This window comes from Mycolicibacterium chubuense (genome assembly GCF_001044255.1).
Taxonomy (GTDB): Bacteria; Actinomycetota; Actinomycetes; order Mycobacteriales; family Mycobacteriaceae; genus Mycobacterium; species Mycobacterium chubuense.
The window spans coordinates 104,957-126,971 of sequence record NZ_JYNX01000035.1 but is presented as its reverse complement, the minus strand read 5'-3'; the positions used below and the strand labels follow the sequence as shown (position 1 = coordinate 126,971).

The window sequence follows — 22,015 nt, the reverse complement described above, 5'->3', positions numbered from 1 at the left end:
GTTCGACGATCATCAAACCCCGCGTGGTGAAGGACACTCATGGCCGACGACGCGCACCCGGTCGCCCGGGTGCAGCAGGTGCTGGCAGCGCTGCACGATCCGGTCCGACTGGAGATCGTGCGACGGCTGCACAACGCCGGCGGGCCGCTGCAGTGCGGGGCGCTCTACGACGGCATCAACAAGTCGACGGCCACCCACCACTTCAAGATCCTGCGCGAGGCCGGCGTGACCGAGCGCCTGGTGATCGACGGGCTGACGTTCCAGCGGCTGCGCGTCGACGAGGTGGAGACGGCCCTGCCGGGGCTGCTGGGCAGCGTGGTTTCCTGCGCGAACCGCGACGCCGGCGCCCCGGTCAGCTGAACGGCGAGAGGTCGACACCCTCGGCCAGCAGCCGGGTCCGCACCGCGGTGGCGATCCGCACCGCACCCTCGGAATCGCCGTGCACGCACACCGATTCCACGGTGATCGGGATCGTCGAACCGTCCACCGCCGCCACCCGGCCCGCGGTGACCATCGAGATCACCCGCTCGGCGATCTCGTCGGGATCGCTCAGCACCGCGTTGCGTTCCCGCCGCGACACCAGCTGCCCGTCGGGCCGGTAGGACCGGTCGGCGAACGCCTCGGCGACCGTGCGCAGCCCGAGCTCGGCCGCCGCGTCGAACAGCACCGAGCCGGCGAGGCCGAGCAGCGGGAGCTCCGGGTCCACCGCATGCACCGCCTCGGCCACCGCGCGGGCCTGATCGCGGTGCGTGACCACCGCGTTGTAGAGGGCGCCGTGCGGCTTGACATAGGACACCGTCGACCCGGCGGCCTTGGCGAGAGCGGACAGGGCACCGATCTGGTACATCACGTCGGCGGCCAGTTCCTCGGGCGGCACGTCGATGAACCGGCGGCCGAAGCCGGCGAAGTCGCGGTAGCTGACCTGGGCGCCGATCCGCACGCCGCGTTCGGCGGCGAGCCTGCAGGTGCGCGCCAGCGTCGCCGAGTCCCCGGCGTGGAAGCCGCAGGCGACGTTGGCGCTGGTGACGATGCCCAGCATCGCGTCGTCGTCGCCGAGTTGCCACACCCCGAAGCCCTCGCCGAGATCGGCGTTCAGGTCGACCGTGCGGGTGGCCACGACGACCAGCCTAACGGCGGCTGCCGACCAGCCAGCAGACCAGGAAGATCGCGAACGAGATCGTCGTGACGAACACCGACACCGGCACGCCGGGGGCCAGGGACAGCACCAGGCCGCCGATGGCGGCTGTCTCGGCGAACAGCACCGAGGCGCCCATCGCCTTGACCGGCGAGGTGAACACCCGCGCCGCCGCGGCCGCCGGCGTGATCAGCAGCGACATCACCAGCAGCGCCCCGACGATCTGCACGCCCTGGGCGGCGGTGACGCCCACCAGCGCGGCGAACACGATGCCCAGCCCGCGCACCGGGACGCCGCGGCCCGCGGCCACCTCGGGGTCGACGGTCGCGAACAGCAGGGGCCGGTAGGACACCGCGAGCACGGCGATGACGACGACGGCCACCACGGTCAGCAGCGCCAGCCCGGAGTATCCGACGCCGACGATCTGGCCGGTCAGCAGCGCGAAGCTGGTGCCGGTGCGGCCGGGGTAGAGGTGGATGAACAGCACGGCCAGACCCAGGCCGAAGGCCAGCACCACGCCGATCGCGGAGTCGCGTTCGCGGGCCCGCTGGCCGAGGATGCCGAACAGCACGGCCGCCAGCGCCGATCCCAGCAGCGCGCCGATGCCGATGTTGAAGCCGGCCAGCAGCGCGAAGGCCGCGCCGGTCAGCGACAGTTCGCTGGAGCCGTGCACCGCGAAGGACATCTGCCGCATGACGATCAGCGGCCCGACGATGCCGGACACCAGCGCCAGCAGCGCCGAGGCGAGCAGCGCCTGCTGGACGAAGTCGCGGCTGAGCAGGTCGGCGGTGGCGCCGAAGTCGAAGAAGTGGGAGACGACGTCGGAGAGCTTGTCATTCATGGGCGTGCCCTCGGCCCTCGCAGTGGTCGTGCTGGTACTGGCTGTGTTCCCCGATGACGATGAAGCGCCCGCCCACTTCGAGCACCTCGATCTCGGCGCCGTAGAGCTCCGACAGCGTCGCCGATGTCATCACCTCGGCGACGGTGCCGACACGGAACCGGCCGTCGACGAGGTAGATCACCCGGTCCACGTACGGCAGCACGGGGTCGACCTCGTGGGTGACGAACAGAACCGCGGTGCCGGCGTCGCGGCGACGCCGGTCGATCAGCGCGGAGACCAGGCCCGCGTTGGCGGGATCGAGATTCAGCAGCGGTTCGTCGCACAGCAGCAGCACGGGATCGGTCACCAGAGCCTGGGCCACCCGGATGCGTTGCAGTTCGCCGCCGGACATCACGCCGACCGACGCGTGCGCCAAGTCGGTGCCGTTGACCTGGGCCAGCGCCTGGCGCACCGCCTCACGCTTGGCCCGCCGCGCGGCGGGGCTCCAGCCGGCGAAGCCCCACTGGTGCCCGTCGTAGCCGAGCGCCACCAGATCCGAGGCGCGCAGCGACAGCCCGCGGTCCATCGACCGGTGCTGGGGGACGTAGCCGATCTTCCGGCTGCCGGTCGTGACGGGCTCGCCGGCGATCCGCACGTCGCCCGCGCTGAGGGGAACCTGCCCCAGCAGCACCTTGAGCAGCGACGTCTTGCCGGTGCCGTTGGGTCCGAGGATGGCGATGAACTCGCCGGCGCGCACCGTGAGGTCCAGGTCGTCCCACAGCACGCGGTCGCCGAAGGCGAGCCGCGCGTGGCGCAGTTCTACGAGGTCGTCGGTGGGCACAGACGGTGACTATCGGCTCGGTGGCGGCGGACTGTCCAGCGCGGCCGCGATCTCGTCGACGGTCTTGCGCTGCCACTGCAGGTAGTCCATGCCGTCGGGCAGCGTCTCGGTGACCGAGATGACGGGCAGCACGGCCTGTCGCGCCGCGTCGGCCAGCTGCTTGCTGACCGGGCCCTCGGTCTGGGTGTTCACGACGATCGCCGACACCTGCCGGTTGTTGATCAGGTCCAGCACGGCGGCCAGATCGCCGGGCGACGGGTCGCCGCCCTCCTCGACCGCGTTCGCGAACGACGGCGGCGTCTTGTCGGCGATGCCGGCGTTGCGCAGGGCGTAGTACGCGACGGGTTCGGTGGAGACCACCGAGGCGCCGGGGTGGGCTTCGCCGATGCCGTGCTGCGCGAGGGTGAGCGTGTCCAGCGCGTCGCCGAACTTCTGCGCGTTGGCCGTGTAATCGGCGGCGTGCTCGGCATCGGACTGCCCGAGGGTCTCGGCGATGCGGTCGGCGACGGCCTTGACGGTGGGCAGGTCGTAGAAGACGTGCTCGTTGGGCGGTGGCTGGGTCGGCGAGAGCGACGACGCGTCGACGGTCGGGATGTCGTGCGAGTTCTGCAGGACGTCGTCGATCCAGTGGTCGTAGTGGTCGCCGTTGTAGACGACCAGTGAGGCGTCGGCGATCTCGGCGACGTCGGACGGGCTGGCCTCGAAGGAGTGCGGGTCGGCGACGGTCCCGCTCACGATGGACTTGACGGTCGCGTGGTCGCCGACGACGGCGGCGGCGACGCTGCCCCACACGTCGGTGGAGGCGACCACGTTGGCGGTGCCGTGCTCGGTGTTCGGCTGCTGCTGGGAACAGCCGGCCACGGCGACCGTCAGCACGGCGGCCACGGCCATGGCGGGCAGGGCGGCGAGGGCTCGCATGCGCAACTCCTGATACAAATGAAAATCGTTTCCAATAACTTCGCCAATGTAGCGCATGTGTGCCGGTGCGTGCTCGGCGCCGGGGCGATGGGGATGAATTACCCTCTACAGAGCATGTCCAGGACTCCGACGCCGAGACGGCGCGCGACCCTGGCCTCTCTGGCTGCCGAACTCAAGGTCTCGCGCACCACCGTCTCCAACGCCTACAACCGGCCGGATCAGCTGTCGGCCGAGCTGCGCGAGCGAGTGCTGTCCACCGCCAAGCGGCTCGGCTATCCGGGCCCCGATCCGGTGGCCCGCTCGCTGCGCACCCGCAGGGCCGGTGCGGTGGGTCTGATCATCACCGAACCGCTGAACTATTCGTTCAGCGATCCCGCCGCGCTGGACTTCGTCGCCGGGCTGGCCGAATCGTGCGAGGCCGTCGGGCAGGGGCTGCTACTGGTCGCGGTCGGGCCCAACCGCAGCGTGAGCGACGGCTCGGCCGCCGTGCTGGCCGCGGGCGTCGACGGGTTCGTGATCTACTCGGCCTCCGACGACGACCCCTACCTGCCGGTGGTGCTCCAGCGGCATCTGCCCGTGGTGGTCGTCGACCAGCCCAGGGATGTGCCCGGGACGTCGCGGGTCGGCATCGACGACCGTGCCGCGATGCGCGCGCTGGCCGAGCACGTGCTCGACCTGGGGCACCGCGAGATCGGGCTGCTGACCATGCGGCTGGGCCGCGACTGGCCGCACGGCGGCCCGGGACCGGCGCTCGCGGACCCCGAGCGGGTCCGCAACCCGGACTTCCACGTCCAGAGTGAACGCATCGCCGGTGTGCGGGACGCGATGGCCGCTGCCGGCCTCGACCCGGATTCGCTGACCGTGGTGGAGAGCTACGAGCACCTGCCCACGTCCGGGGGTGCCGGCGCCGACGTGGCGTTGGACGCCAATCCGCGCATCACTGCGCTGATGTGCACCGCCGACGTGCTCGCCCTCTCCGCGATGGACCGGCTGCGCGCCCGCGGCGTGTACGTGCCCGGCCAGATGACGGTGACCGGCTTCGACGGGGTGCCCGAAGCGCTGTCGCGGGGACTGACCACCGTGCGCCAGCCGAGCATCGAAAAAGGCAGGCGCGCAGGGGAATTGCTGCACAGCCCGCCCCGGTCGGGGCTGCTGGTCGTCGAGGTGCTCGACACCGAGGTGGTGCGGGGGCGCACCTCGGGTCCGCCGGCCTAACCTCCCGCGCGCGCGGAAAGCAGGAACTGCAGCGCGGCGGCGACGTCCTCGGGCGAGGACACCCGGTGCGTCGCCGCGGTATCGCCGGGCCCGACCTTCACCCCGACGTCGGCGTCGGTCAGCCGGCGGAACGCCTTCTCGTCGGTCACGTCGTCGCCGAAGAACACCACCGCCGACGCGTCGTGCTCCGCCCGCAGGATGTCGATCGCCTCGCCCTTGTCGGTGGAGATCACCGCGAACTCGAGCACCGCCTTGCCCGTCGTCGCATGCGCATCCCACCCGGTGGCCGCCTCCCAGGCGGCGGCGAGCGCGGCCTCGCCGTCGTCGTCCGACGCGTTGCGCACGTGCAGGGCCACGCTCGCCGGTTTGGTCTCCACCGTCACCCCCGCCTTGTCGGCGGCGATCGCGTTCAGCGTCTCGGTGATGGCCGCGAGCAGGTCGGTGTCGATGTCGTGGGAGAACCCGGAGTCGAACTCGGCGCCGTGGCTGCCGACCAGGTGGACGGCGTCGGGCATCGACGACAGCACACGCAGGTCGCGCAGCGCACGCCCGGAAATCAGCGCGACCTCGGTGGACGGCAGCTCGGCCAGCGCGACAAGCGCGCGGCCCGCGTCGGGCAGGGGCCGCGCATCGGCGGGGTTGTTGACGATCGGGGACAGCGTGCCGTCGAAGTCGGACGTGATCAGCAGTCGCGGCACCCGGGCCGCGGCCTCGAGGGCGGTCGAGAGCTCGGACGGCAGCACAAGGTCAGATCTTAGGCTGCTCGCCGTCGCCGATGAGCAGCCGCATCGCCAGATCGAGCCGCTTGCTCACGTCGGTCGCCGACGCCCGGCGGGTCAGCCACGCGAGCAGGTTGGACAGCCACACGTCGGAGATCACGCGGGCGATGTGGTACTGATCCTCGGTGGGTTCGCCGTCGCTCATCGCGCGGGCGAACATCGAGTCCATCAGCTTGCCGACGTAGTCGACCTCGCCGGCGGCCGACGCGTCGGCGAACACAAACGCCCGCGTCATCGCCTCGGTCAGCAGCGGGTTGCGCTGCATGGCGCGGTTCAGCTTGCCGACCATGATGTTGAGCCGTTGATACGGCGTCGCGCCCGCGGCCAGCACGGATCGGTCGGTCTTGGCGTCGATGCGCTCGAACTCGCGGCCCAGCGCCGAGACCAGCAGGTGCACCTTCGACGGGAAGTATCGGTAGAGCGTGCCGACCGCGACGTCGGCGCGTTCGGCCACCGCCCGCATCTGCACGGCCTCGTAGCCACCCTTGGACGCGATCGCCAGCGTGGCGTCCAGGATGCGCTTGCGGCGTTCACGTTGCGCCTCGGAGCCCAGTTCCGATTCGGCCAGCACCGCGACGTTCATCACCTGGCGGGGACGGGTGTCCGATCCCGCCGCGCCGGCGCGCGCCGACGTGCCTGGTGACGACTCAGACGACCCGGACATGCGGTGCGCGGCTCCTTCGGTGTGCGGTGCAACTGGTGAAAACGATACGCATACCGGTCGTAGGTTTCCCACCGCCGCACTGTGTCGATCACGACAGTGGTCTGCTGTGATGGCGTTCGACTTGACGGTCGAACGCTGGCACTATTAGAACACGTTCTAGTGGGACGCACGCTGTTCTCACCCAAACCCTAGGAGTCACGGTGTCTGCGACCATCACCGACGAGCAGGCCGAAGCGCGCGACCTCGTCCGGAGCTGGGCGGCGGGCTCGGGCTCCGTCGACGCGGTTCGCGATGTCGAGCACGGCACCGCCGACGCGTGGCGCGGGCCGTACGCCGCGCTGGCCGACCTGGGGATGTTCGGCGTCGCGCTGGCCGAGGAGCACGGCGGCGCCGACGGCACGGTCGCCGATCTGTGCGCGATGCTCGAGGAGGCCGCGGCCGCCCTGGTGCCCGGCCCCGTGGCGACGACGGCGCTCGCCACGCTGGTGCTGGGGGACGCGCAGGCCGAGTGGCTCGGGGCCCTGGCCTCCGGTCAGCGCACCGCCGGTGCCGCGCTGATCGCCGACCTGACGGTCGCCGACGGCGCCGTGTCCGGGACGGTGCCGGCCGTGCTCGGCGCCACGGCCGACGGACTCCTGCTGCTGCCGGCCGGCGACGGGTGGGTGGTGGTCGACGCCGCGACGCCGGGCGTCACCGTCGAACCGCGCAAGGCGACCGACTTCTCCCGCCCGCTGGCTCGGGTGGTGCTCGACCGCGCGGCCGCGGTGCCGGTGGCGATGTCGGCGGAGCGGGTGACCGACCTCGCGGTGACGCTGGCCGCGGCCGAGGCCGCCGGGGTGGCGCGCTGGCTGCTGCGGACGGCGACCGAGTACGCGAAGGTGCGCGAGCAGTTCGGCAAGCCGATCGGCAGCTTCCAGGCCATCAAGCACATGTGCGCCGAGATGCTGCTGCGCTCCGAGCAGGCGTCGGTCGCCGCGGCCGACGCGGCACGCGCCGCCGGTGACGCCGATGACGCCCAGCTGTCGATCGCGGCGGCGCTGGCCGCCTCAGTGGGCATCGAGGCCGCGAAGGCCAACGCCAAGGACTGCATCCAGGTGCTCGGCGGGATCGGCATCACGTGGGAGCACGACGCGCACCTGTATCTGCGGCGGGCCTACGGCCTGGCCCAATTCCTCGGCGGCCGGTCGCACTGGCTGCGCCGGGTGGCCGCGCTGACCCAGCAGGGGGTGCGCCGCGACCTGCACATCGACCTCGCCTCGGTGGCCGACCTGCGGCCCGAAATCGCTTCCGCGGTGGCCGAAGTCGCGGCCGCTCCGGCCGACCGGCGGCAGGCCGTGATGGCGGAGACGGGCCTGCTTGCGCCGCACTGGCCGCGGCCGCACGGGCGCGGAGCCGGCCCAGCCGAGCAGTTGCTGATCGACCAGGAACTGGCTGCGGCCGGCATCACCCGGCCCGACCTGGTGATCGGGTGGTGGGCCGTGCCGACGATCCTCGAGCACGGCAGCGCCGAGCAGATCGAGCAGTTCGTCCCGGCGACACTGCGCGGCGACCTCATGTGGTGCCAGCTGTTCAGCGAGCCGGGCGCCGGCTCGGACCTGGCGGCGCTGCGCACCAAAGCCGTTCGCGCCGAAGGGGGTTGGAAGCTCACCGGGCAGAAGGTGTGGACCTCGGCGGCGCAGAAGGCGCACTGGGGGGTGTGCCTGGCCCGCACCGATCCCGACGCTCCGAAACACAAGGGCATCACGTACTTCCTCATCGACATGAAGAGTCCCGGCATCGTGATCCGGCCGCTGCGCGAGATCACCGGCGACGAACTGTTCAACGAGGTGTTCTTCGACGACGTCTTCGTGCCTGACGAGATGGTGGTCGGCGGCGTCGACGACGGGTGGAAGCTGGCGCGCACCACGCTGGCCAACGAGCGCGTGGCGATGGCGCAGGGCACCGCGCTGGGCAACCCGATGGAGGAGCTGCTACGGGTGGTGTCCGAGTCGGATGTCGATGACGCGCAACGGGATCGGCTCGGCGAGCTGATCGTCACCGCGCAGGTGGGCTCGCTGCTGGATCAGCGCATCGCCCAGCTCGCGGTCGGCGGGCGCGATCCCGGGCCGCAGGCCAGCGCCCGCAAGCTGATCGGTGTGCGCTACCGCCAGGCGCTCGCGGAGTTCCGGATGGAGCTGTCCGAGGGCGCCGGCGCGGTGGAGAACCAGCAGGTGCACGACTTCCTCAACACCCGGTGCCTGACCATCGCGGGCGGCACCGAGCAGATCCTGCTGACGATGGCGGGGGAGCGGCTGCTCGGCCTGCCGCGTTAACCGAACCGGGTCTGCGCGCAGGCGGTGGGCGTGGTGAGGTTCACCCCGCTGTAGACGACCTGGATCTGGGAGCAGGCGATGAAGTCCGCGTCGGTGGCCGGCAGACCGGTCCGCCACTGCGTGGGCACCGAATCGCCGTCGGCGGTGAAGCGCGCGATGGGGCCGCCGCCGAAGTAGGTGATGGACAGCTCGACGTCGTCGAGGGCCCGGTACATCTTCGACAGCACGTTCTCGTGATTGGCGCCCTTGAGCTCACGCGGGTTGCCCGACGGTGCGCTGTACCAGGCCTGCTGCCAGACGTCCCTGCTGGAACTGCGCAGCGTGACCGTCTGGCGCGCCCAGGTGTCACCGGGGAACCCGGTGGGACCCTCCGGCGTCAGCAGGCTCGCGGTGGTGGTGAAGAAGCACCGCGCCTGGGCCGCATCGCAATTCGCCGACACCTGCATCTGGATCGAGGTCGCGGGGTCGACGGGAATCGAGGACGTCTTCGTGTCCGATGCGGCGGCCGCCGTCGCCGGGTGGACGAGGACCGTGGTCAGCAGCGCCATCACCGTGGCGCCTGCTGCTGCGAGCCGGTTCATCCTGGCAAACCTATCCGCTCGTCACTCGTCATAGGTCACTTCGACCGAATCCGAGAGCGGGTGGGCCTGGCAGGCGAGGATCAGGCCCTCGTCGAGATCCTGGTCTTCGAGCACATCGTTGACCTCCATCTCGATCTCGCCGGACTTCTTGACCACCGCGCACGCGCCGCAGTGCCCCTCGCGGCAGGAGAACGGCGCGTCGAGCCCCTTGTCCAGCAGGACGTCGAGCAACTTCGCCCGCCTCGGCCAGGACACCTCGTGGGTGGCGCCGTCCAGCGTCACCACCGCGGTCGCAGGGCCTTCGTCGCTGTCGTCGTCGGCGATGACCACGGCGGCGAACGGGTCGGACTCGAGCGATTTGAACACCTCGATGTGGACGCGTTCGGCGGGGGTTCCGCAGGCGGTGAGCGCCTCCTGCGCGGCCGCCATGAACGGCGCGGGTCCGCAGAGGAAGGCCTCCCGCTCGCGGTAGGGCGCGAACAGTTCGGCGAGCCCGGCCGCGTTCGGCAGTCCCTGCACCGATTCCAGCCAGTGCACGACGGTCAGCCGGTCGGGATACTTGGCCGCCAGGTCGCGCAGCGCGGCGGCGAAGATCACGGAGGTCTCGTCGCGGTTGGCGTAGACGAGCGTGACCTTGCCGCCGCCCTCGGCCAGCGCCGACTTGAGGATGGCCATCATCGGGGTGATGCCGCTGCCCGCGGCCAGCAGCAGGAAGTCGGCGTCGAGCGTGCGGGGGACGAACGTCCCCGACGGCGCCAGCACGTGCACGCGCATGCCGGGGTGGGCGTGGTCGCACAGCCAGTTCGAGGCGTACCCGTCGGCGGTCCGCTTGACGGTGACGGTCATCGGGTCGCCGGTCAACGGCGAGCTGCACAGCGAGTAGCACCGGGCGACCGAACCCGTCCGCTCGCTGGGCACCCGCAGCGTGAGGAACTGCCCCGGCGAGTACCGCAGCTTGTCCTCGGGGACGGGCGCATCGGCGGGGGCGGTGAACACCAGGGACCGGGCGTCGGACGTCTCGTCGATCACCTGGGCGATCTCCAGTTCCAGCACGTGGTTGCCCAAAGGCTCGTCGGTCACGGTCGACTCTCTCTTCCCCACCATCGGGCGTTCATAACTAGAACAGGTTACAGAAATGCATGTGTGCTGGTCCAGCGGCCACAGGACACCGCTACTCGACACAAATCGTAACGTGTTCTAATCTTTGAGCAGGTCCCTACTCCCGGGAGGCACAACAGTGACGTCCATTGAACAGCGCGACGTGCAGTCGGTTCTAGCCGGCATCGACGATCTGCTGCCGCGGATCGCCAAACGCGCCCCGGCTGCCGAGGAACTGCGGCGCCTGCCCGATGACACCGTGGCCGAACTCGACGAGGTCGGGTTCTTCAAGCTGCTGCAGCCCGAGCAGTGGGGCGGCCTGCAGTGCGATCCGACGGTCTTCTACGAGGCCGTCCGGCGCATCGCCAGCGCCTGCGGGTCCACCGGTTGGGTCTCGTCGATCATCGGCGTGCACAACTGGCACCTCGCACTGTTCGACCAGCAGGCCCAGGAGGACGTGTGGGGCGACGATCCCACCGTTCGGGTGTCGTCCTCCTACGCGCCGATGGGCGCGGGCACCGTCGTCGACGGCGGCTACCTGGTCAGCGGCGCCTGGCAGTGGTCGTCGGGCTGCGACCACGCGACGTGGGCGTTCCTCGGCGGCCCGGTGATCAAGGACGGCCGGCCGGTCGACTTCGGCAGCTTCCTGATCCCGCGGGACGACTACCGCATCGACGACGTGTGGAACGTCGTGGGGCTCAAGGCCACCGGTAGCAACACCGTCGTGGTCAAGGACGTGTTCGTCCCGCGTCACCGCTTCCTGTCCTACAAGGCGATGAACGACGGCAGTGCCGGTGGCTACCAGACCAACTCCGCGCCGGTCTACAAGATGCCGTGGGGCACCATGCATCCGACGACGATCAGCGCGCCGATCATGGGTATGGCCTACGGCGCGTACGACGCCCACGTCGAGCATCAGGGCAAGCGGGTGCGCGCGGCGTTCGCCGGCGAGAAGTCCAAGGAGGATCCGTTCGCCAAGATCCGGATCGCCGAGGCCGCCAGCGACATCGACGCCGGCTGGCGTCAACTGATCGGCAACGTCGGCGAGGAATACCAGCTGCTGCAGTCCGGCCAGGAGATCCCGTTCTCGTTGCGCGCCCGCGCCCGCCGCGATCAGGTGCGGGCCACCGCGCGCGCGATCGCGTCGATCGACCTGCTGTTCGAGGCATCGGGTGCGACCGCGCTGAATCTCGATCAGCCGGTGCAGCGGTTCTGGCGCGACGCGCATGCGGGCCGGGTGCACGCGGCCAACGAGCCCGAGCGTGCCTACCTGATCTTCGGCAACGACGCGTTCGGCCTCCCGCCCCAGGACACGATGGTCTAGATGACCTCGTTCGCCGCGGAAGCTGCCCAGCAGCAGGAGATCACGTTCGAGTCGACCTCACGCTATGCGCAGGTCGCCGACGACATGAGGCTGCACTACCACGAGGCAGGCGACCCGGAGTCGCCCACTGTCGTGCTGCTGCACGGCGGTGGACCCGGCGCCTCGAGCTGGTCGAATTTCAGCCGCAACATCGGGGTGCTGGCCAAGCATTTCCACGTGCTCGCCGTCGATCAGCCCGGCTACGGGCACTCCGACAAGCACACCGAGCACGAGCAGTACAACCGCTACAGCGCGACGGCGCTGCTCGGGCTGTTCGATCACCTGGGCATCGAACGCGCTGCGCTGGTCGGAAATTCGCTGGGTGGGGGGACGGCGGTGCGCTTCGCGCTGGACAACCCCAAGCGGGCAGGCCGGCTGGTGCTGATGGGCCCGGGCGGGCTGAGCGTCAACCTGTTCGCGCCGGATCCCACCGAGGGTGTCAAGCTGCTGGGCCGGTTCGCCAACGACCCGACCCGCGAGAACATCGAGAAGTTCCTGCGCATCATGGTCTTCGACCAGTCCCTGATCACGCCCGAACTCGTCGAGGAGCGGTTCCAGATCGCCAGCACCCCGGAGTCGCTGGCGGCCACCAAGGCGATGGGGAAGTCGTTCGCCGGGGCTGATTTCGAGCTCGGCATGATGTGGCGCGACGTGTACAAGCTGCGTCAGCCGGTCCTGCTGATCTGGGGTCGCGAGGACCGAGTGAACCCGCTCGACGGAGCACTGGTGGCGCTCAAGCAGATTCCACGGGTGCAGCTGCACGTGTTCGGGCAGTGCGGGCACTGGGCGCAGCTGGAGAAGTTCGACGAATTCAACAAGCTGACCATCGATTTCCTCGGAGGCTGAAGCCGTGTCCATCCGTTCACTGGGGTACCTGCGCATCGAGAGCACCGACGTCGGTGCGTGGCGCGAGTACGGGTTGAAGGTGCTCGGCATGGTGGAGGGATCCGGCCCCGGTGAGGGCGCGCTGTATCTGCGCATGGACGAGTTCCCGGCCCGGCTGGTGATCGTCCCCGGTGAGCACGACCGGCTGCTGGTGTCGGGCTGGGAGACGGCCAATGCAGCTGGGCTGCAGGAGATCCGGCAGCGGTTGGACGTGCACGGCACGCCGTACAAGGAGGGCACCTCCGCCGAACTCGCCGAGCGGCGCGTCGACGAGATGATCGTGTTCGACGATCCGTCGGGCAACACCCTGGAGGTGTTCCACGGTGTCGCGCTGGAGCACCGCCGCGTCGTCAGCCCCTACGGCCACAAATTCGTCACCGAGGAGCAGGGCCTCGGCCACGTCGTGCTGACCACCCGCGACGACGTGGAGACGCTGCACTTCTACCGCGATGTGCTCGGCTTCAGTCTGCGCGACTCGATGAAGCTGCCGCCGCAACTGGTCGGCCGCCCGGCCGACGGCGCGCCGGCCTGGCTGCGCTTCCTCGGGGTCAATCCCCGTCACCACAGCCTGGCGTTCATGCCGGGCGAAACACCCAGCGGGATCGTGCATCTGATGGTCGAGGTGGAGAACGCAGATGACGTCGGGCTGTGCCTGGACCGTGCGCTGCGCCGCAAGGTCAAGATGTCGGCGACGCTGGGCCGGCACGTCAACGACAAGATGCTGTCCTTCTACATGAAGACCCCCGGTGGCTTCGACATCGAATTCGGTTGCGAGGGGCTCGAAGTGGACGACCACAGCTGGGTCGCCCGGGAGAGCACCGCGGTATCGCTGTGGGGTCACGACTTCAGCGTGGGCTTCAAGTAGCGGTGTCCGGCGCACCCATCGACCCGCGCACATTCCGCAATGTGCTGGGCCAGTTCTGTACGGGCATCACGGTGATCACCACGGTGCACGAGGAGGTTCCGGTCGGCTTCGCCTGCCAGTCCTTCGCCGCGCTCTCGCTGGAGCCGCCGCTGGTGCTGTTCTGCCCGACGAAGGTCAGCCGGTCGTGGCAGGCGATCGAGGCAAGCGGCCGGTTCTGCGTGAACATCCTGCACGAGAACCAGAAGGACGTGTCGGCGCGCTTCGGTTCCCGTGAGCCGGACAAGTTCGCCGGACTCGACTGGTCACCGTCTGCGCTGGGGTCGCCGATCATCGGCGGCACGCTGGCCCACATCGACTGCACGGTGGCCTCGGTGCACGACGGCGGTGACCACTTCGTGGTCTTCGGCGCGGTGCATTCGCTCTCCGATGTGCCGAGAAAGAAGCCGCGGCCGCTGCTCTTCTATCAGGGGCAGTACACCGGCATCGAGCCGGACAAGACCACCCCGGCCGACTGGCGCAATGACCTCGAGGCGTTTCTCACCGCGACCACTGACGACACCTGGCTCTAGCGGGTGCGCGCGGCCGCCTCGCGCAGCAGGCGCTCGACGATCTGCAGGTGCGTGGGCAGGACCCGGGCCCACATCGCCCGTGCCACCGCGTTGTCCAGCTGGGCGAATGTGGCGAACTCGACGCCGCCGTCGGTCACCCGCGTCACCAGCTGACCGGTCAGGCCGAGCAGCGAATCACCCTGCAGCCGAACACAGTCCGCGTCCCGATGGGCGATGGGCCAGCCGGCGATCGAGTCCGGGCCCAGGTGGAGCACCCGTAGCCCCAGCATGGTCCAGCCCGCCGTCAATCGCGCCCGCATCACGGCCGAAGGTCCTTCGAGAATCTCGCGGGCCCACTGCTCGGGCGTCCTGGCGCGGGCGGAGTCGGTGGCGAGCAGGTGGGTGTCGACATGGTCGATGCGATCGAGCGTGCAGCACGCCCGCAGTGTGTCGGTATCAGGTTCCATAGATACAGAACTGTACTGTATCTAACGTGGCACCACCAGTACGAACATCGCGAGCGCTCTGGATCGACACCGGCCTGGATCTGCTGGCCACCGAGGGGCCCGGCGCCGTGCGGGTCGAGGTGCTCGCGCAACGTCTCGGCGTGACGCGCGGCGGTTTCTACCGGCAGTTCGGTGGACGCGCCGATTTGGTCGACGCGATGCTGGACGCCTGGGAGCGCCGCAGCATCGACGACGTGCGCCGCCGCGTCGAGGCCGAGGGCGGTGACGCCGCGGGCAAGGCGCGCAAGGCCGGGATGCTGACCTTCGCGCCGGATCTGGTGCCGATCGATCTCGCCGTGCGGGAGTGGGCCCGGCGCGACACCGCGGTCGCGGCGCGGTTGCGCCGGGTCGACAACCGCAGGATGGACTACCTGCGGGAACTGATCTCGGCGATCTCCGATGACGCCGGGGAGGTCGAGGCGCGGGCGATGCTGGCGTTCTCTCTGGTGATCGGGGACCACCTGATCGCCGCCGACGTCGTCGGCGGGCGGGCCCGGGTGCTGCGCGACGCTACCCGGCTGATTCTCGGCTGAATCACACGGGTGTCATTCATCCACAGTGGGGATAACCCTGTGGATGAATGACACCCGTGTGATTCAGCCGAGAATCAGCCGGGTAGCGTCGCGCAGCACCCGGGCCCGCCCCCCNGTGGGCAGGTCGTAGACGGCCTCGTCGGGATCCAATACGGGCGTGGGACCGGTTCGGCGCCGAACTGCCGACGCTGGCCGTGCCGACCCTGGCCGTCCACGGCGCCGACCGGGGCGATGGGGTCGTTGGCGCCGTGGACGGCCAGGGTCGGCACGGCCAGCGTCGGCAGTTCGGCGCCGAACCGGTCCCACGCCCGGTCCAGCTCGCGGGTCAGGGCGCGGCTGTCGGCGTCGACGAAGGCGAGCGGGTCGTTGACGATCGAGTCGAGGTAGAAGGGGTCGGACGAGAGCCACTCCGGATCCAGATCGATGGACGTGTCGGCATCGAGAAGTTCGGGCACCGCGACCAGCGGGGCGCCGGAGATCACCGCTCCGGGATAGCGGTCCCCGTCCTCGAGTGCGCGGAACAGCGTCACGACAGCGCCGTACGAGTGGCCCTGCGCGATCACCGGCACGCCGGGATGCTCCTGCCGGGCCAGTTCGGTCAGCGCATCGGCCAGCGCCGAACTGTCCTCGATCGTGCCGAAGTCGCCACGGTTGCCGACGGTGAGGCCGTGGCCGAACTGGTCGACGGCCCACAGGTCGATCCCGGCCGCATTCAGCGCGAAGCCGTACCGATGGTACAGGCCGGTGTGCTCGCCGAATCCGTGCAGGAAGACGACTGCGGCCTGGGGATCGGGCGCGGCCCAGTGCCGGTAGTAGGCGCGGCCGCGGGGATGTTCGAGGAAGGGCACGGGCTGACTGCACCAGGTCGCCCGTCACGGCGCAAGGGTTCGGCGCGCGCGACGTCTAATCGGAGTGTGCCAGCGCCGTCGCACCGATCGCGATGAACGTGCCCGCGCCTGCCGCGACCGTCAGCAGCGTCGTGCGGGGTGCGCCCGTGCGCAGGGCGAGGACGGTCGCGACGACGTCGGCGCTGTCGACGACGACGCCCGCCGTCAGCACCGCGCGGCGGACCGCCGGGTCGGAGTGTGTGAGGCCCAGGGCCAGCACGAGGTCCCGGATACCGAACAGCCGGGAGATCAGTCCTGTGCTGCCGGCGTCGGGCATCGGCCCGAGGAGGAAGACGCGCCACGCGTGGCGGGGGCTGATCCATGACGAGCGCCGGCGAAGGCGCGCGACACCGCCATCGCGCGGAGGGCGGGGGACAGGGATGCGGTGGACGGCATGGAGATCTCCTCATTTGTAGCGGTCACTACAAACACTAGATTGTAGTCACCACTACGATCAAGGGCGATGGGCCACAAATACTCCCGCGACGAGATCCTCGAGGGTGCGGTGCAGGCCGCGGTCGACCACGGCCTGAGTTCGTTGACCTTCGGCCGACTGGCGCGCCGTCTCGGCACCAGCGACCGCGTCATCGTGTACTACTTCCCGACGAAGAACGCGCTCGTCACCGACGTCCTCGTGGCGATCGGAGTCCGTCTGCAAGCGGTGTTGGCGGGAGCGTTCCCCGACAAGGCCGCCGATCACCGGCAGATGGTGGCTGCGGCCTACCCGGTGCTGGCGAACTCGGCGGTGGACCCGCTGTTCGCGGTCTACTTCGAGGCCTGCGGTCTCGCCGCGGCGCACCAGGCGCCGTTCCACGAGGTTGCGCCGCAGCTGATGGCCGCGTGGGTGGACTGGCTGGCCGACTTCTTCTCCGGCTCGCGCGCCCGGCGCACGCGGGAGGCGGAGGCGACCATGGCACTGGTCGACGGGTTGCTGCTGATGCGACACCTCGCCGGTCCGCGTGCCGCCGACCGTGCGGCCAGGACGCTCGGCCTATAGCCGCGCGCCGAGCAGGACGTCGCGCTGGTCGTCCATCCGCGCCGCGATCGCGTCGACGACGGCGGCCACCTCCGGCCGGCGGAGTGTCTCGGGGCGGGTGACCAACCAGTACGCGAGCCGGATCGACACCGTGTCGGCCAGCACGCGCACCAGATCGTCGTGCCGGTCGGCCATGAAGCAGGGCAGCAGCCCGAGGCCGGCCGCCGCCCTGGTGGCCTCGACGTGGACGAACACGTTGGTCGACGTGACCGATTCGCGCATGGCGGGGGCAAAGCTGGCCGCCAGGTCCAGATCGTCGACCTGCAACATGGAGTCGATGAAGTAGACCAGCGGAAAGCGTTGCAGATCAGCCACATTCGCGGGGGATCCGTGTTCGGCGAGGTAGTCCCGCGAGCCGTACAGGCCCAGGCAGTAGTCGCCCAGCCGTATCGCGGTGGCGCGGTGCACCGTGGGCTCGCCGACCACGACCTCCACGTCGAGCCCCGAGCGTTGCTGGCTGGCGCGCCGGGTGGCGGCCACGATCTCCACCGCCACCTTCGGATGCCGGCGCTGCACCGAGGCGGCGGCGGGTGCGGCGATGTAGGCCGAGAAGCCGTCGGTCGCCGAGATGCGCACGACGCCTTCGAGCATGCGGCTGCCGCCGGCGTCGAGTGTCAGGGAGCGCACCGCCGATTCGACGGCTTCGGCGGCGGCCAGCGCGTCGCGGCCCAGGTCGGTCAGCTCCCAGCCGCCGGCCACCCGGGCCAGCACCCGGCCACCCATCGCCTGCTCGAGCGCGGCGATGCGGCGGCTGATGGTCGTGTGGTTGAGCCCCAGCTCCTCGGCCGCGGTGGTGTACCGGCCGGTCCGGCCGACCGCGAGCAGCACCAGGAGGTCGTCCGCGCTCGGCCGTCGGTTTGCCGTCGTCATATGTGCAGTTTTGCAGATCCCTGCTGCGGTTTTGGTCATTGCTGCGGTGGGTAGCTGCAGGAATACTCACTGAGATCTGTGGTCGGCATCACAAAGGAGGGGTGTGGGATGAGCACGCAACACGACACGGGACCTGCCGGGTCCGGGCCGGTGACGACGGGTCTCAAGCGCGTCGTCGCCGCGTCGATGGCGGGCACCGTCGTCGAGTGGTACGAGTTCTTTCTCTACGCCACCGCAGCCACTCTGGTCTTCAACAAGGTGTTCTTCGCGGAAGGCACCAGCGAGGCCGCCGGGCTGATCGCCGCACTGCTGACCTATGCCGTCGGCTTCGTCGCCCGCCCGCTCGGCGGCGTGGTGTTCGGCCACTTCGGCGACAAGCACGGCCGCAAGAAGCTCCTCCAGTTCGCGATCCTGCTCGTCGGCGTCGTGACGTTCCTGATGGGCTGCCTGCCCACCTACGCGCAGATCGGCGTGTGGGCGCCGATCCTGCTCGTGCTGTTGCGATTCCTCCAGGGCTTCGCCGTCGGTGGGGAGTGGGGCGGCGCGGTGCTGTTGGTCGCCGAGCACAGCCCGAACAAGGACCGGGCGTTCTGGGCCAGCTGGCCGCAGGCCGCGGTACCGGTCGGCAACATGCTGGCCACTGTGGTGTTGCTGGTGCTCACCGGCACGCTGTCCGACGAGGCGTTCCTGTCGTGGGGCTGGCGCGTGGCCTTCTGGCTGTCGGCGGTGGTGGTGCTGATCGGGTACTACATCCGCACCAAGGTCACCGACGCGCCGATCTTCGTGGAGGCCCAGCAGGAGGTCGAGCGCGTCAAGGCGGTGTCCTACGGAGTGTTCGAGGTGCTGAAGCGTTATCCCCGTGGGGTTTTCACGGCGATGGGGCTGCGGTTCGCGGAGAACATCATGTACTACCTCGTCGTCACGTTCTCGATCGTCTACCTCAAGACCCATGTCGGCGCCGACACCAGCGACATCCTGTGGTGGCTCCTGGCCGCACACGCCGTGCACTTCCTGGTCATCCCGCAGGTCGGGCGGCTCTCGGATCGGTACGGCCGCCGCCCGGTGTACATCGTCGGCGCGATCCTGGCCGCCACCTGGGGCTTCTTCGCCTTCCCGATGATGAACACCGGGGACTATCTGCTGATCATGGCCGCGGTCATCCTCGGCCTGATGATCCACGCGCTGATGTACGCGCCGCAGCCCGCGATCATGGCGGAGATGTTCCCGACCCGGATGCGGTATTCCGGTGTGTCCCTGGGCTATCAGGTGACGTCGATCGTCGCCGGGTCGCTGGCGCCGGCGATCGCCACCTGGCTGCTCGACAGGTTCGGTACGTGGGTGCCGATCGCGGTGTACCTCGCCGGTGCCGCGGCGATCACGCTGGTCGCCGCCCTGTTCAACCGGGAGACCAACGGTCTGGACCTCAAGACGCTCGACGAGGCCGATCGCGAGCAGCTCGCGAAGGCGGGCGTGCTGTGAGCGATCTCGCGGGCCGCACCGCGCTGGTGACCGGCGGGGCGAGCGGCATCGGGGCCGCCTGCGCGCGGGAACTCGCGGCGCGCGGCGTGGCGGTCACCGTCGCCGACATCGACGACGTCGGCGCGAAGGCGCTCGCCCAGGAGATCGGCGGAACGGCATGGGCACTCGACCTGTCCGACGTTGCCGCGCTGGAGGATCTGCAGCTCGACGTCGACATCCTGGTCAACAACGCCGGCATCCAGAGCATCAACGAGATCGCCGAGTTCCCGCCGGAGAAGTTCCGCACCATGCTGGCGCTGATGGTGGAGGCGCCGTTCCTGTTGATCCGGGCGGCGTTGCCGCACATGTGCCGCGAGGGCTACGGACGCGTCATCAACATCTCGTCGATCCACGGGTTGCGGGCCTCGCCGTTCAAGGTCGCCTACGTGACCGCCAAGCATGCGCTCGAGGGTCTGTCCAAGGTGACCGCACTCGAGGCCGGGCCGCACGGCGTGACGAGCAACTGCGTCAATCCCGGTTACGTGCGCACCCCTTTGGTGACCAAGCAGATCGCCGATCAGGCCCGAACGCATAACATCGCCGAGGATCAGGTCATCACCGACATCCTCCTCAAGGAGAGTGCGGTGAAGCGGCTCGTGGAACCCGAGGAGGTGGGCGCGTTGGTGGGATGGCTGGCCACGCCGTCGGCAGGGATGGTGACCGGAGCGTCGTACACGATGGACGGTGGATGGAGCGCCCGTTGACGGCGACGACCGACGCGCCGCAGTGGGTGCCGACCGAGGACGACGTCAACGGCGCGCGCGTCACCGACTTCGCCCGGTTCGCCGAGAGGCGGACCGGTGGTGACTATCCCGACTACCGGGCGCTGTGGCAGTGGTCGGTCGACGACATCGAGGGCTTCTGGTCGACGCTGTGGGACTACTTCGATCTCGGTGAGCGCGGGTCGACGGTGCTGGAGAGCGTCGAGATGCCCGGTGCGCGTTGGTTTCCCGGGACGACGTGCAACTACGTCGACCAGATCGTCCGCAACGCTCGCACCGACCGGCCGGCGATCATCGCGGTCACCGAGGACGGGCCGGACCGCGAGATGTCCTGGGCCGAGCTGCTCGGCCGCGCCGCCGCCTTCGCGGACAGGCTGCGGGCCAGTGGTGTCGAGCCGGGCGATCGCGTGGTCGGCTACCTGCCGAACATCGCCGAGGCGGTGATCGCGTTCCTCGCGACGGCGAGCATCGGGGCGGTGTGGAGCGCCTGCGGCCAGGACTACTCGGCCAAGGCCGCGCTGGACCGTCTGGGTCAGCTCGAGCCCAAGGTGCTCGTCGCGGCCGACGGGTACCAGTTCGCCGGCAAGTATCGCGACAAGCGCGACGACGTCGCCGCGCTGCGCGACGGACTGCCGAGCCTGGTGGCCACGTTCTCGCTCGCCGATCTGACCGAGGTTGCCTCGCACGTTCTCGACAGCGTCGCGGTGCCGTTCGATCACCCGCTGTGGATCCTGTTCTCGTCGGGCACCACGGGGTTGCCGAAGGGCATCGTGCACGGCCACGGCGGCGTCTTGGTCGAACATCTCAAAGCCGTTGCGCTGCAATCGGACATGGGCCATGACGACACGTTCTTCTGGTTCACCAGTCCGAGTTGGATGATGTGGAACTTCCAGATCGCCGGGCTGCTCGTCGGCGCCACGATCGTCTGCTACGACGGGAGCCCCAGTGCCCCGGAATCCGATGCGCTGTGGGCGATCGCGGCCCGGGTCGGCGCGACCGTGCTGGGGACCAGCCCGGGTTATGTGCTCGGCTGCATGAAGGCCGACGCGCGCCCCGCGGCCACCCACGATCTGTCGGCGCTGCGCAGCGTCGGCATCACCGGATCGTCGCTGCCCGCGTCGTCGTCGCTGTGGCTGGCGGACAACGTCGGGGTGCAGGTGGCGTCGATCAGCGGCGGCACCGACGTGGTCTCGGCGTTCATTGGGGGGGTGCGCACCGTTCCGGTGTGGCCCGGTGAGCTGTCGGCGCCGTTCCTCGGGGTGGCGCTGGACGCGTGGGACGAGTCGGGCAACCCGGTGCGCGGCGAGGTCGGTGAGCTGGTGATCACCAAGCCGATGCCCTCGATGCCGGTCGCGTTCTGGAACGATCCCGACCAAAGTCGTTATCGTGAAGCCTATTTCGAGACCTATCCCGGTGTGTGGCGGCACGGCGACTGGATCACGATCACCGACCACGGCAGCGTCATCGTGCACGGCCGCTCGGATTCGACCCTCAACCGGCACGGCATCCGCATGGGCAGCGCCGACATCTACCAGGCGGTGGAGAGCCTGCCCGAGATCGTGGAGGCGCTGGTGATCGGCGCCGAGCAACCCGACGGCGGCTACTGGATGCCGCTGTTCGTGGTGCTCGGCGACGGCGTCGATCTCGACGCAACCCTGCGTGACCGCATCAACGACGTCATCCGCACCGAGGTCTCGCCGCGCCACGTCCCCGACGAGATCATCGTCGCCCCGGGCGTTCCGCACACCCGCACCGGCAAGAAGCTCGAGGTGCCGATCAAGAAGCTCTTCCAGGGCGGCGACGCCGCCAAGGTCGTCGAACGCAGCGCCGTCGACGATCCCGCGCTGCTCGACTGGTACGTCACGCAGCGTCGAGCCTGAGGCTCTTGCAGGTAGCCCTACCTGGTGATTGGTGGCCAG

24 protein-coding genes are annotated in these 22,015 nt (G+C 69.7%); 12 read left to right on the top strand and 12 right to left on the bottom strand.

Going from position 1 to position 22,015, the window contains the following annotated elements; all coding sequences use genetic code 11:
• The first annotated feature begins 39 nt into the window (after positions 1-39).
• Complete coding sequence (locus MCHUDSM44219_RS12565) at positions 40-360, top strand: ArsR/SmtB family transcription factor (RefSeq protein ID WP_048418573.1); 321 nt, start codon at positions 40-42, stop codon at positions 358-360.
• Here MCHUDSM44219_RS12565 and MCHUDSM44219_RS12560 read toward each other — a convergent pair.
• From MCHUDSM44219_RS12560 to MCHUDSM44219_RS12545, 4 genes are read right to left on the bottom strand one after another with little or no spacing between them, the layout of a single operon-like run.
• Positions 353-1,117, bottom strand: coding sequence for a LamB/YcsF family protein (locus tag MCHUDSM44219_RS12560; protein WP_048418572.1), 765 nt, complete (start codon positions 1,115-1,117; stop codon positions 353-355). The genes MCHUDSM44219_RS12565 and MCHUDSM44219_RS12560 overlap by 8 nt on opposite strands.
• A gap of 10 nt (positions 1,118-1,127) precedes the next feature.
• Complete coding sequence (locus tag MCHUDSM44219_RS12555; RefSeq protein ID WP_048418571.1) at positions 1,128-1,976, bottom strand: metal ABC transporter permease; 849 nt, start codon at positions 1,974-1,976, stop codon at positions 1,128-1,130.
• A complete protein-coding gene (locus tag MCHUDSM44219_RS12550) occupies positions 1,969-2,796 on the bottom strand; it encodes a metal ABC transporter ATP-binding protein (protein ID WP_048418570.1) in 828 nt (275 codons plus the stop codon). The genes MCHUDSM44219_RS12555 and MCHUDSM44219_RS12550 overlap by 8 nt, the downstream gene beginning before the upstream one ends.
• A gap of 9 nt (positions 2,797-2,805) precedes the next feature.
• Complete coding sequence (locus MCHUDSM44219_RS12545) at positions 2,806-3,714, bottom strand: metal ABC transporter solute-binding protein, Zn/Mn family (protein WP_082162166.1); 909 nt, start codon at positions 3,712-3,714, stop codon at positions 2,806-2,808.
• Positions 3,715-3,828: 114 nt separating this feature from the next.
• Here MCHUDSM44219_RS12545 and MCHUDSM44219_RS12540 point away from each other — a divergent pair, with 114 nt between their 5' ends.
• Positions 3,829-4,929 (top strand): Rv3575c family transcriptional regulator, encoded by a 1,101-nt coding sequence (locus MCHUDSM44219_RS12540; protein ID WP_048418569.1) that lies wholly within the window; start codon positions 3,829-3,831, stop codon positions 4,927-4,929.
• Here the strand turns inward: MCHUDSM44219_RS12540 and otsB are convergent.
• Both otsB and kstR read right to left on the bottom strand, forming a co-directional pair.
• The gene (gene otsB, locus MCHUDSM44219_RS12535; protein WP_048418568.1) at positions 4,926-5,672 is read right to left on the bottom strand and encodes a trehalose-phosphatase; all 747 of its coding nucleotides are present in this window, start codon (positions 5,670-5,672) and stop codon (positions 4,926-4,928) included. The genes MCHUDSM44219_RS12540 and otsB overlap by 4 nt on opposite strands.
• Before the next feature lie 4 nt (positions 5,673-5,676).
• The gene (kstR, locus tag MCHUDSM44219_RS12530; RefSeq protein ID WP_048418567.1) at positions 5,677-6,372 is read right to left on the bottom strand and encodes a cholesterol catabolism transcriptional regulator KstR; all 696 of its coding nucleotides are present in this window, start codon (positions 6,370-6,372) and stop codon (positions 5,677-5,679) included.
• 200 nt (positions 6,373-6,572) lie between these two features.
• Here kstR and MCHUDSM44219_RS12525 point away from each other — a divergent pair, with 200 nt between their 5' ends.
• On the top strand, positions 6,573-8,684 hold the full coding sequence (locus MCHUDSM44219_RS12525) for an acyl-CoA dehydrogenase family protein (protein WP_048418566.1): 2,112 nt from the start codon (positions 6,573-6,575) through the stop codon (positions 8,682-8,684).
• On the opposite strand, the gene MCHUDSM44219_RS12520 is transcribed toward MCHUDSM44219_RS12525, so the two are convergent.
• Together MCHUDSM44219_RS12520 and MCHUDSM44219_RS12515 are read right to left on the bottom strand one after the other, a co-directional pair.
• A complete protein-coding gene (locus MCHUDSM44219_RS12520; protein ID WP_048418565.1) occupies positions 8,681-9,265 on the bottom strand; it encodes a hypothetical protein in 585 nt (194 codons plus the stop codon). The genes MCHUDSM44219_RS12525 and MCHUDSM44219_RS12520 overlap by 4 nt on opposite strands.
• A 21-nt stretch (positions 9,266-9,286) precedes the next feature.
• Positions 9,287-10,345 (bottom strand): ferredoxin--NADP reductase, encoded by a 1,059-nt coding sequence (locus MCHUDSM44219_RS12515; RefSeq protein ID WP_109777741.1) that lies wholly within the window; start codon positions 10,343-10,345, stop codon positions 9,287-9,289.
• Between the two features lie 157 nt (positions 10,346-10,502).
• On the opposite strand from MCHUDSM44219_RS12515, the gene hsaA reads away from it, so the two are divergent.
• The 4 genes from hsaA to hsaB are packed head-to-tail and all read left to right on the top strand — an operon-like array spanning position 10,503 to position 14,045.
• Positions 10,503-11,687, top strand: coding sequence for a 3-hydroxy-9,10-secoandrosta-1,3,5(10)-triene-9,17-dione monooxygenase oxygenase subunit (gene hsaA / locus MCHUDSM44219_RS12510; RefSeq protein WP_048418563.1), 1,185 nt, complete (start codon positions 10,503-10,505; stop codon positions 11,685-11,687).
• Positions 11,688-12,572 (top strand): 4,5:9,10-diseco-3-hydroxy-5,9,17-trioxoandrosta-1(10),2-diene-4-oate hydrolase, encoded by an 885-nt coding sequence (gene hsaD / locus MCHUDSM44219_RS12505; protein ID WP_048418562.1) that lies wholly within the window; start codon positions 11,688-11,690, stop codon positions 12,570-12,572.
• Positions 12,573-12,576: 4 nt separating this feature from the next.
• Positions 12,577-13,476 carry an iron-dependent extradiol dioxygenase HsaC gene (gene hsaC, locus MCHUDSM44219_RS12500; protein ID WP_048418561.1) on the top strand — a complete coding sequence of 300 codons (900 nt, stop codon included), beginning with the start codon at positions 12,577-12,579 and terminating at the stop codon, positions 13,474-13,476.
• A 2-nt stretch (positions 13,477-13,478) separates the two neighbouring features.
• Complete coding sequence (hsaB, locus tag MCHUDSM44219_RS12495; protein ID WP_048418560.1) at positions 13,479-14,045, top strand: 3-hydroxy-9,10-secoandrosta-1,3,5(10)-triene-9,17-dione monooxygenase reductase subunit; 567 nt, start codon at positions 13,479-13,481, stop codon at positions 14,043-14,045.
• Here hsaB and MCHUDSM44219_RS12490 read toward each other — a convergent pair.
• Positions 14,042-14,491, bottom strand: a complete 450-nt coding sequence (locus MCHUDSM44219_RS12490; RefSeq protein WP_048418559.1) for a hypothetical protein — start codon at positions 14,489-14,491, stop codon at positions 14,042-14,044. The genes hsaB and MCHUDSM44219_RS12490 overlap by 4 nt on opposite strands.
• Before the next feature lie 26 nt (positions 14,492-14,517).
• On the opposite strand from MCHUDSM44219_RS12490, the gene MCHUDSM44219_RS12485 reads away from it, so the two are divergent.
• The gene (locus MCHUDSM44219_RS12485) at positions 14,518-15,063 is read left to right on the top strand and encodes a TetR/AcrR family transcriptional regulator (RefSeq protein ID WP_048418558.1); all 546 of its coding nucleotides are present in this window, start codon (positions 14,518-14,520) and stop codon (positions 15,061-15,063) included.
• A 115-nt stretch (positions 15,064-15,178) separates the two neighbouring features.
• On the opposite strand, the gene MCHUDSM44219_RS12480 is transcribed toward MCHUDSM44219_RS12485, so the two are convergent.
• Together MCHUDSM44219_RS12480 and MCHUDSM44219_RS12475 are read right to left on the bottom strand one after the other, a co-directional pair.
• On the bottom strand, positions 15,179-15,911 hold a 733-nt coding region (locus tag MCHUDSM44219_RS12480; RefSeq protein ID WP_131722310.1), incomplete at its 3' end, for an alpha/beta fold hydrolase.
• Positions 15,912-15,966: 55 nt separating this feature from the next.
• Positions 15,967-16,227 (bottom strand): hypothetical protein, encoded by a 261-nt coding sequence (locus tag MCHUDSM44219_RS12475; RefSeq protein WP_048418557.1) that lies wholly within the window; start codon positions 16,225-16,227, stop codon positions 15,967-15,969.
• A 186-nt stretch (positions 16,228-16,413) separates the two neighbouring features.
• On the opposite strand from MCHUDSM44219_RS12475, the gene MCHUDSM44219_RS28425 reads away from it, so the two are divergent.
• The gene (locus MCHUDSM44219_RS28425) at positions 16,414-16,947 is read left to right on the top strand and encodes a TetR family transcriptional regulator (RefSeq protein WP_053081236.1); all 534 of its coding nucleotides are present in this window, start codon (positions 16,414-16,416) and stop codon (positions 16,945-16,947) included.
• Here the strand turns inward: MCHUDSM44219_RS28425 and MCHUDSM44219_RS12465 are convergent.
• Positions 16,942-17,856 carry a LysR family transcriptional regulator gene (locus tag MCHUDSM44219_RS12465; RefSeq protein ID WP_109777739.1) on the bottom strand — a complete coding sequence of 305 codons (915 nt, stop codon included), beginning with the start codon at positions 17,854-17,856 and terminating at the stop codon, positions 16,942-16,944. The genes MCHUDSM44219_RS28425 and MCHUDSM44219_RS12465 overlap by 6 nt on opposite strands.
• Before the next feature lie 108 nt (positions 17,857-17,964).
• On the opposite strand from MCHUDSM44219_RS12465, the gene MCHUDSM44219_RS12460 reads away from it, so the two are divergent.
• From MCHUDSM44219_RS12460 to MCHUDSM44219_RS12450, 3 genes are read left to right on the top strand one after another with little or no spacing between them, the layout of a single operon-like run.
• Positions 17,965-19,335, top strand: coding sequence for an MFS transporter (locus MCHUDSM44219_RS12460; RefSeq protein ID WP_048418555.1), 1,371 nt, complete (start codon positions 17,965-17,967; stop codon positions 19,333-19,335).
• Positions 19,332-20,078: a 3-hydroxybutyrate dehydrogenase gene (locus MCHUDSM44219_RS12455; protein ID WP_048418554.1), complete on the top strand. Its 747-nt coding sequence runs from the start codon at positions 19,332-19,334 to the stop codon at positions 20,076-20,078. Before MCHUDSM44219_RS12460 ends, MCHUDSM44219_RS12455 begins: the two co-directional genes overlap by 4 nt.
• Positions 20,063-21,976, top strand: a complete 1,914-nt coding sequence (locus tag MCHUDSM44219_RS12450) for an acetoacetate--CoA ligase (RefSeq protein WP_048418553.1) — start codon at positions 20,063-20,065, stop codon at positions 21,974-21,976. Before MCHUDSM44219_RS12455 ends, MCHUDSM44219_RS12450 begins: the two co-directional genes overlap by 16 nt.
• The last annotated feature ends 39 nt before the right edge of the window (positions 21,977-22,015 follow it).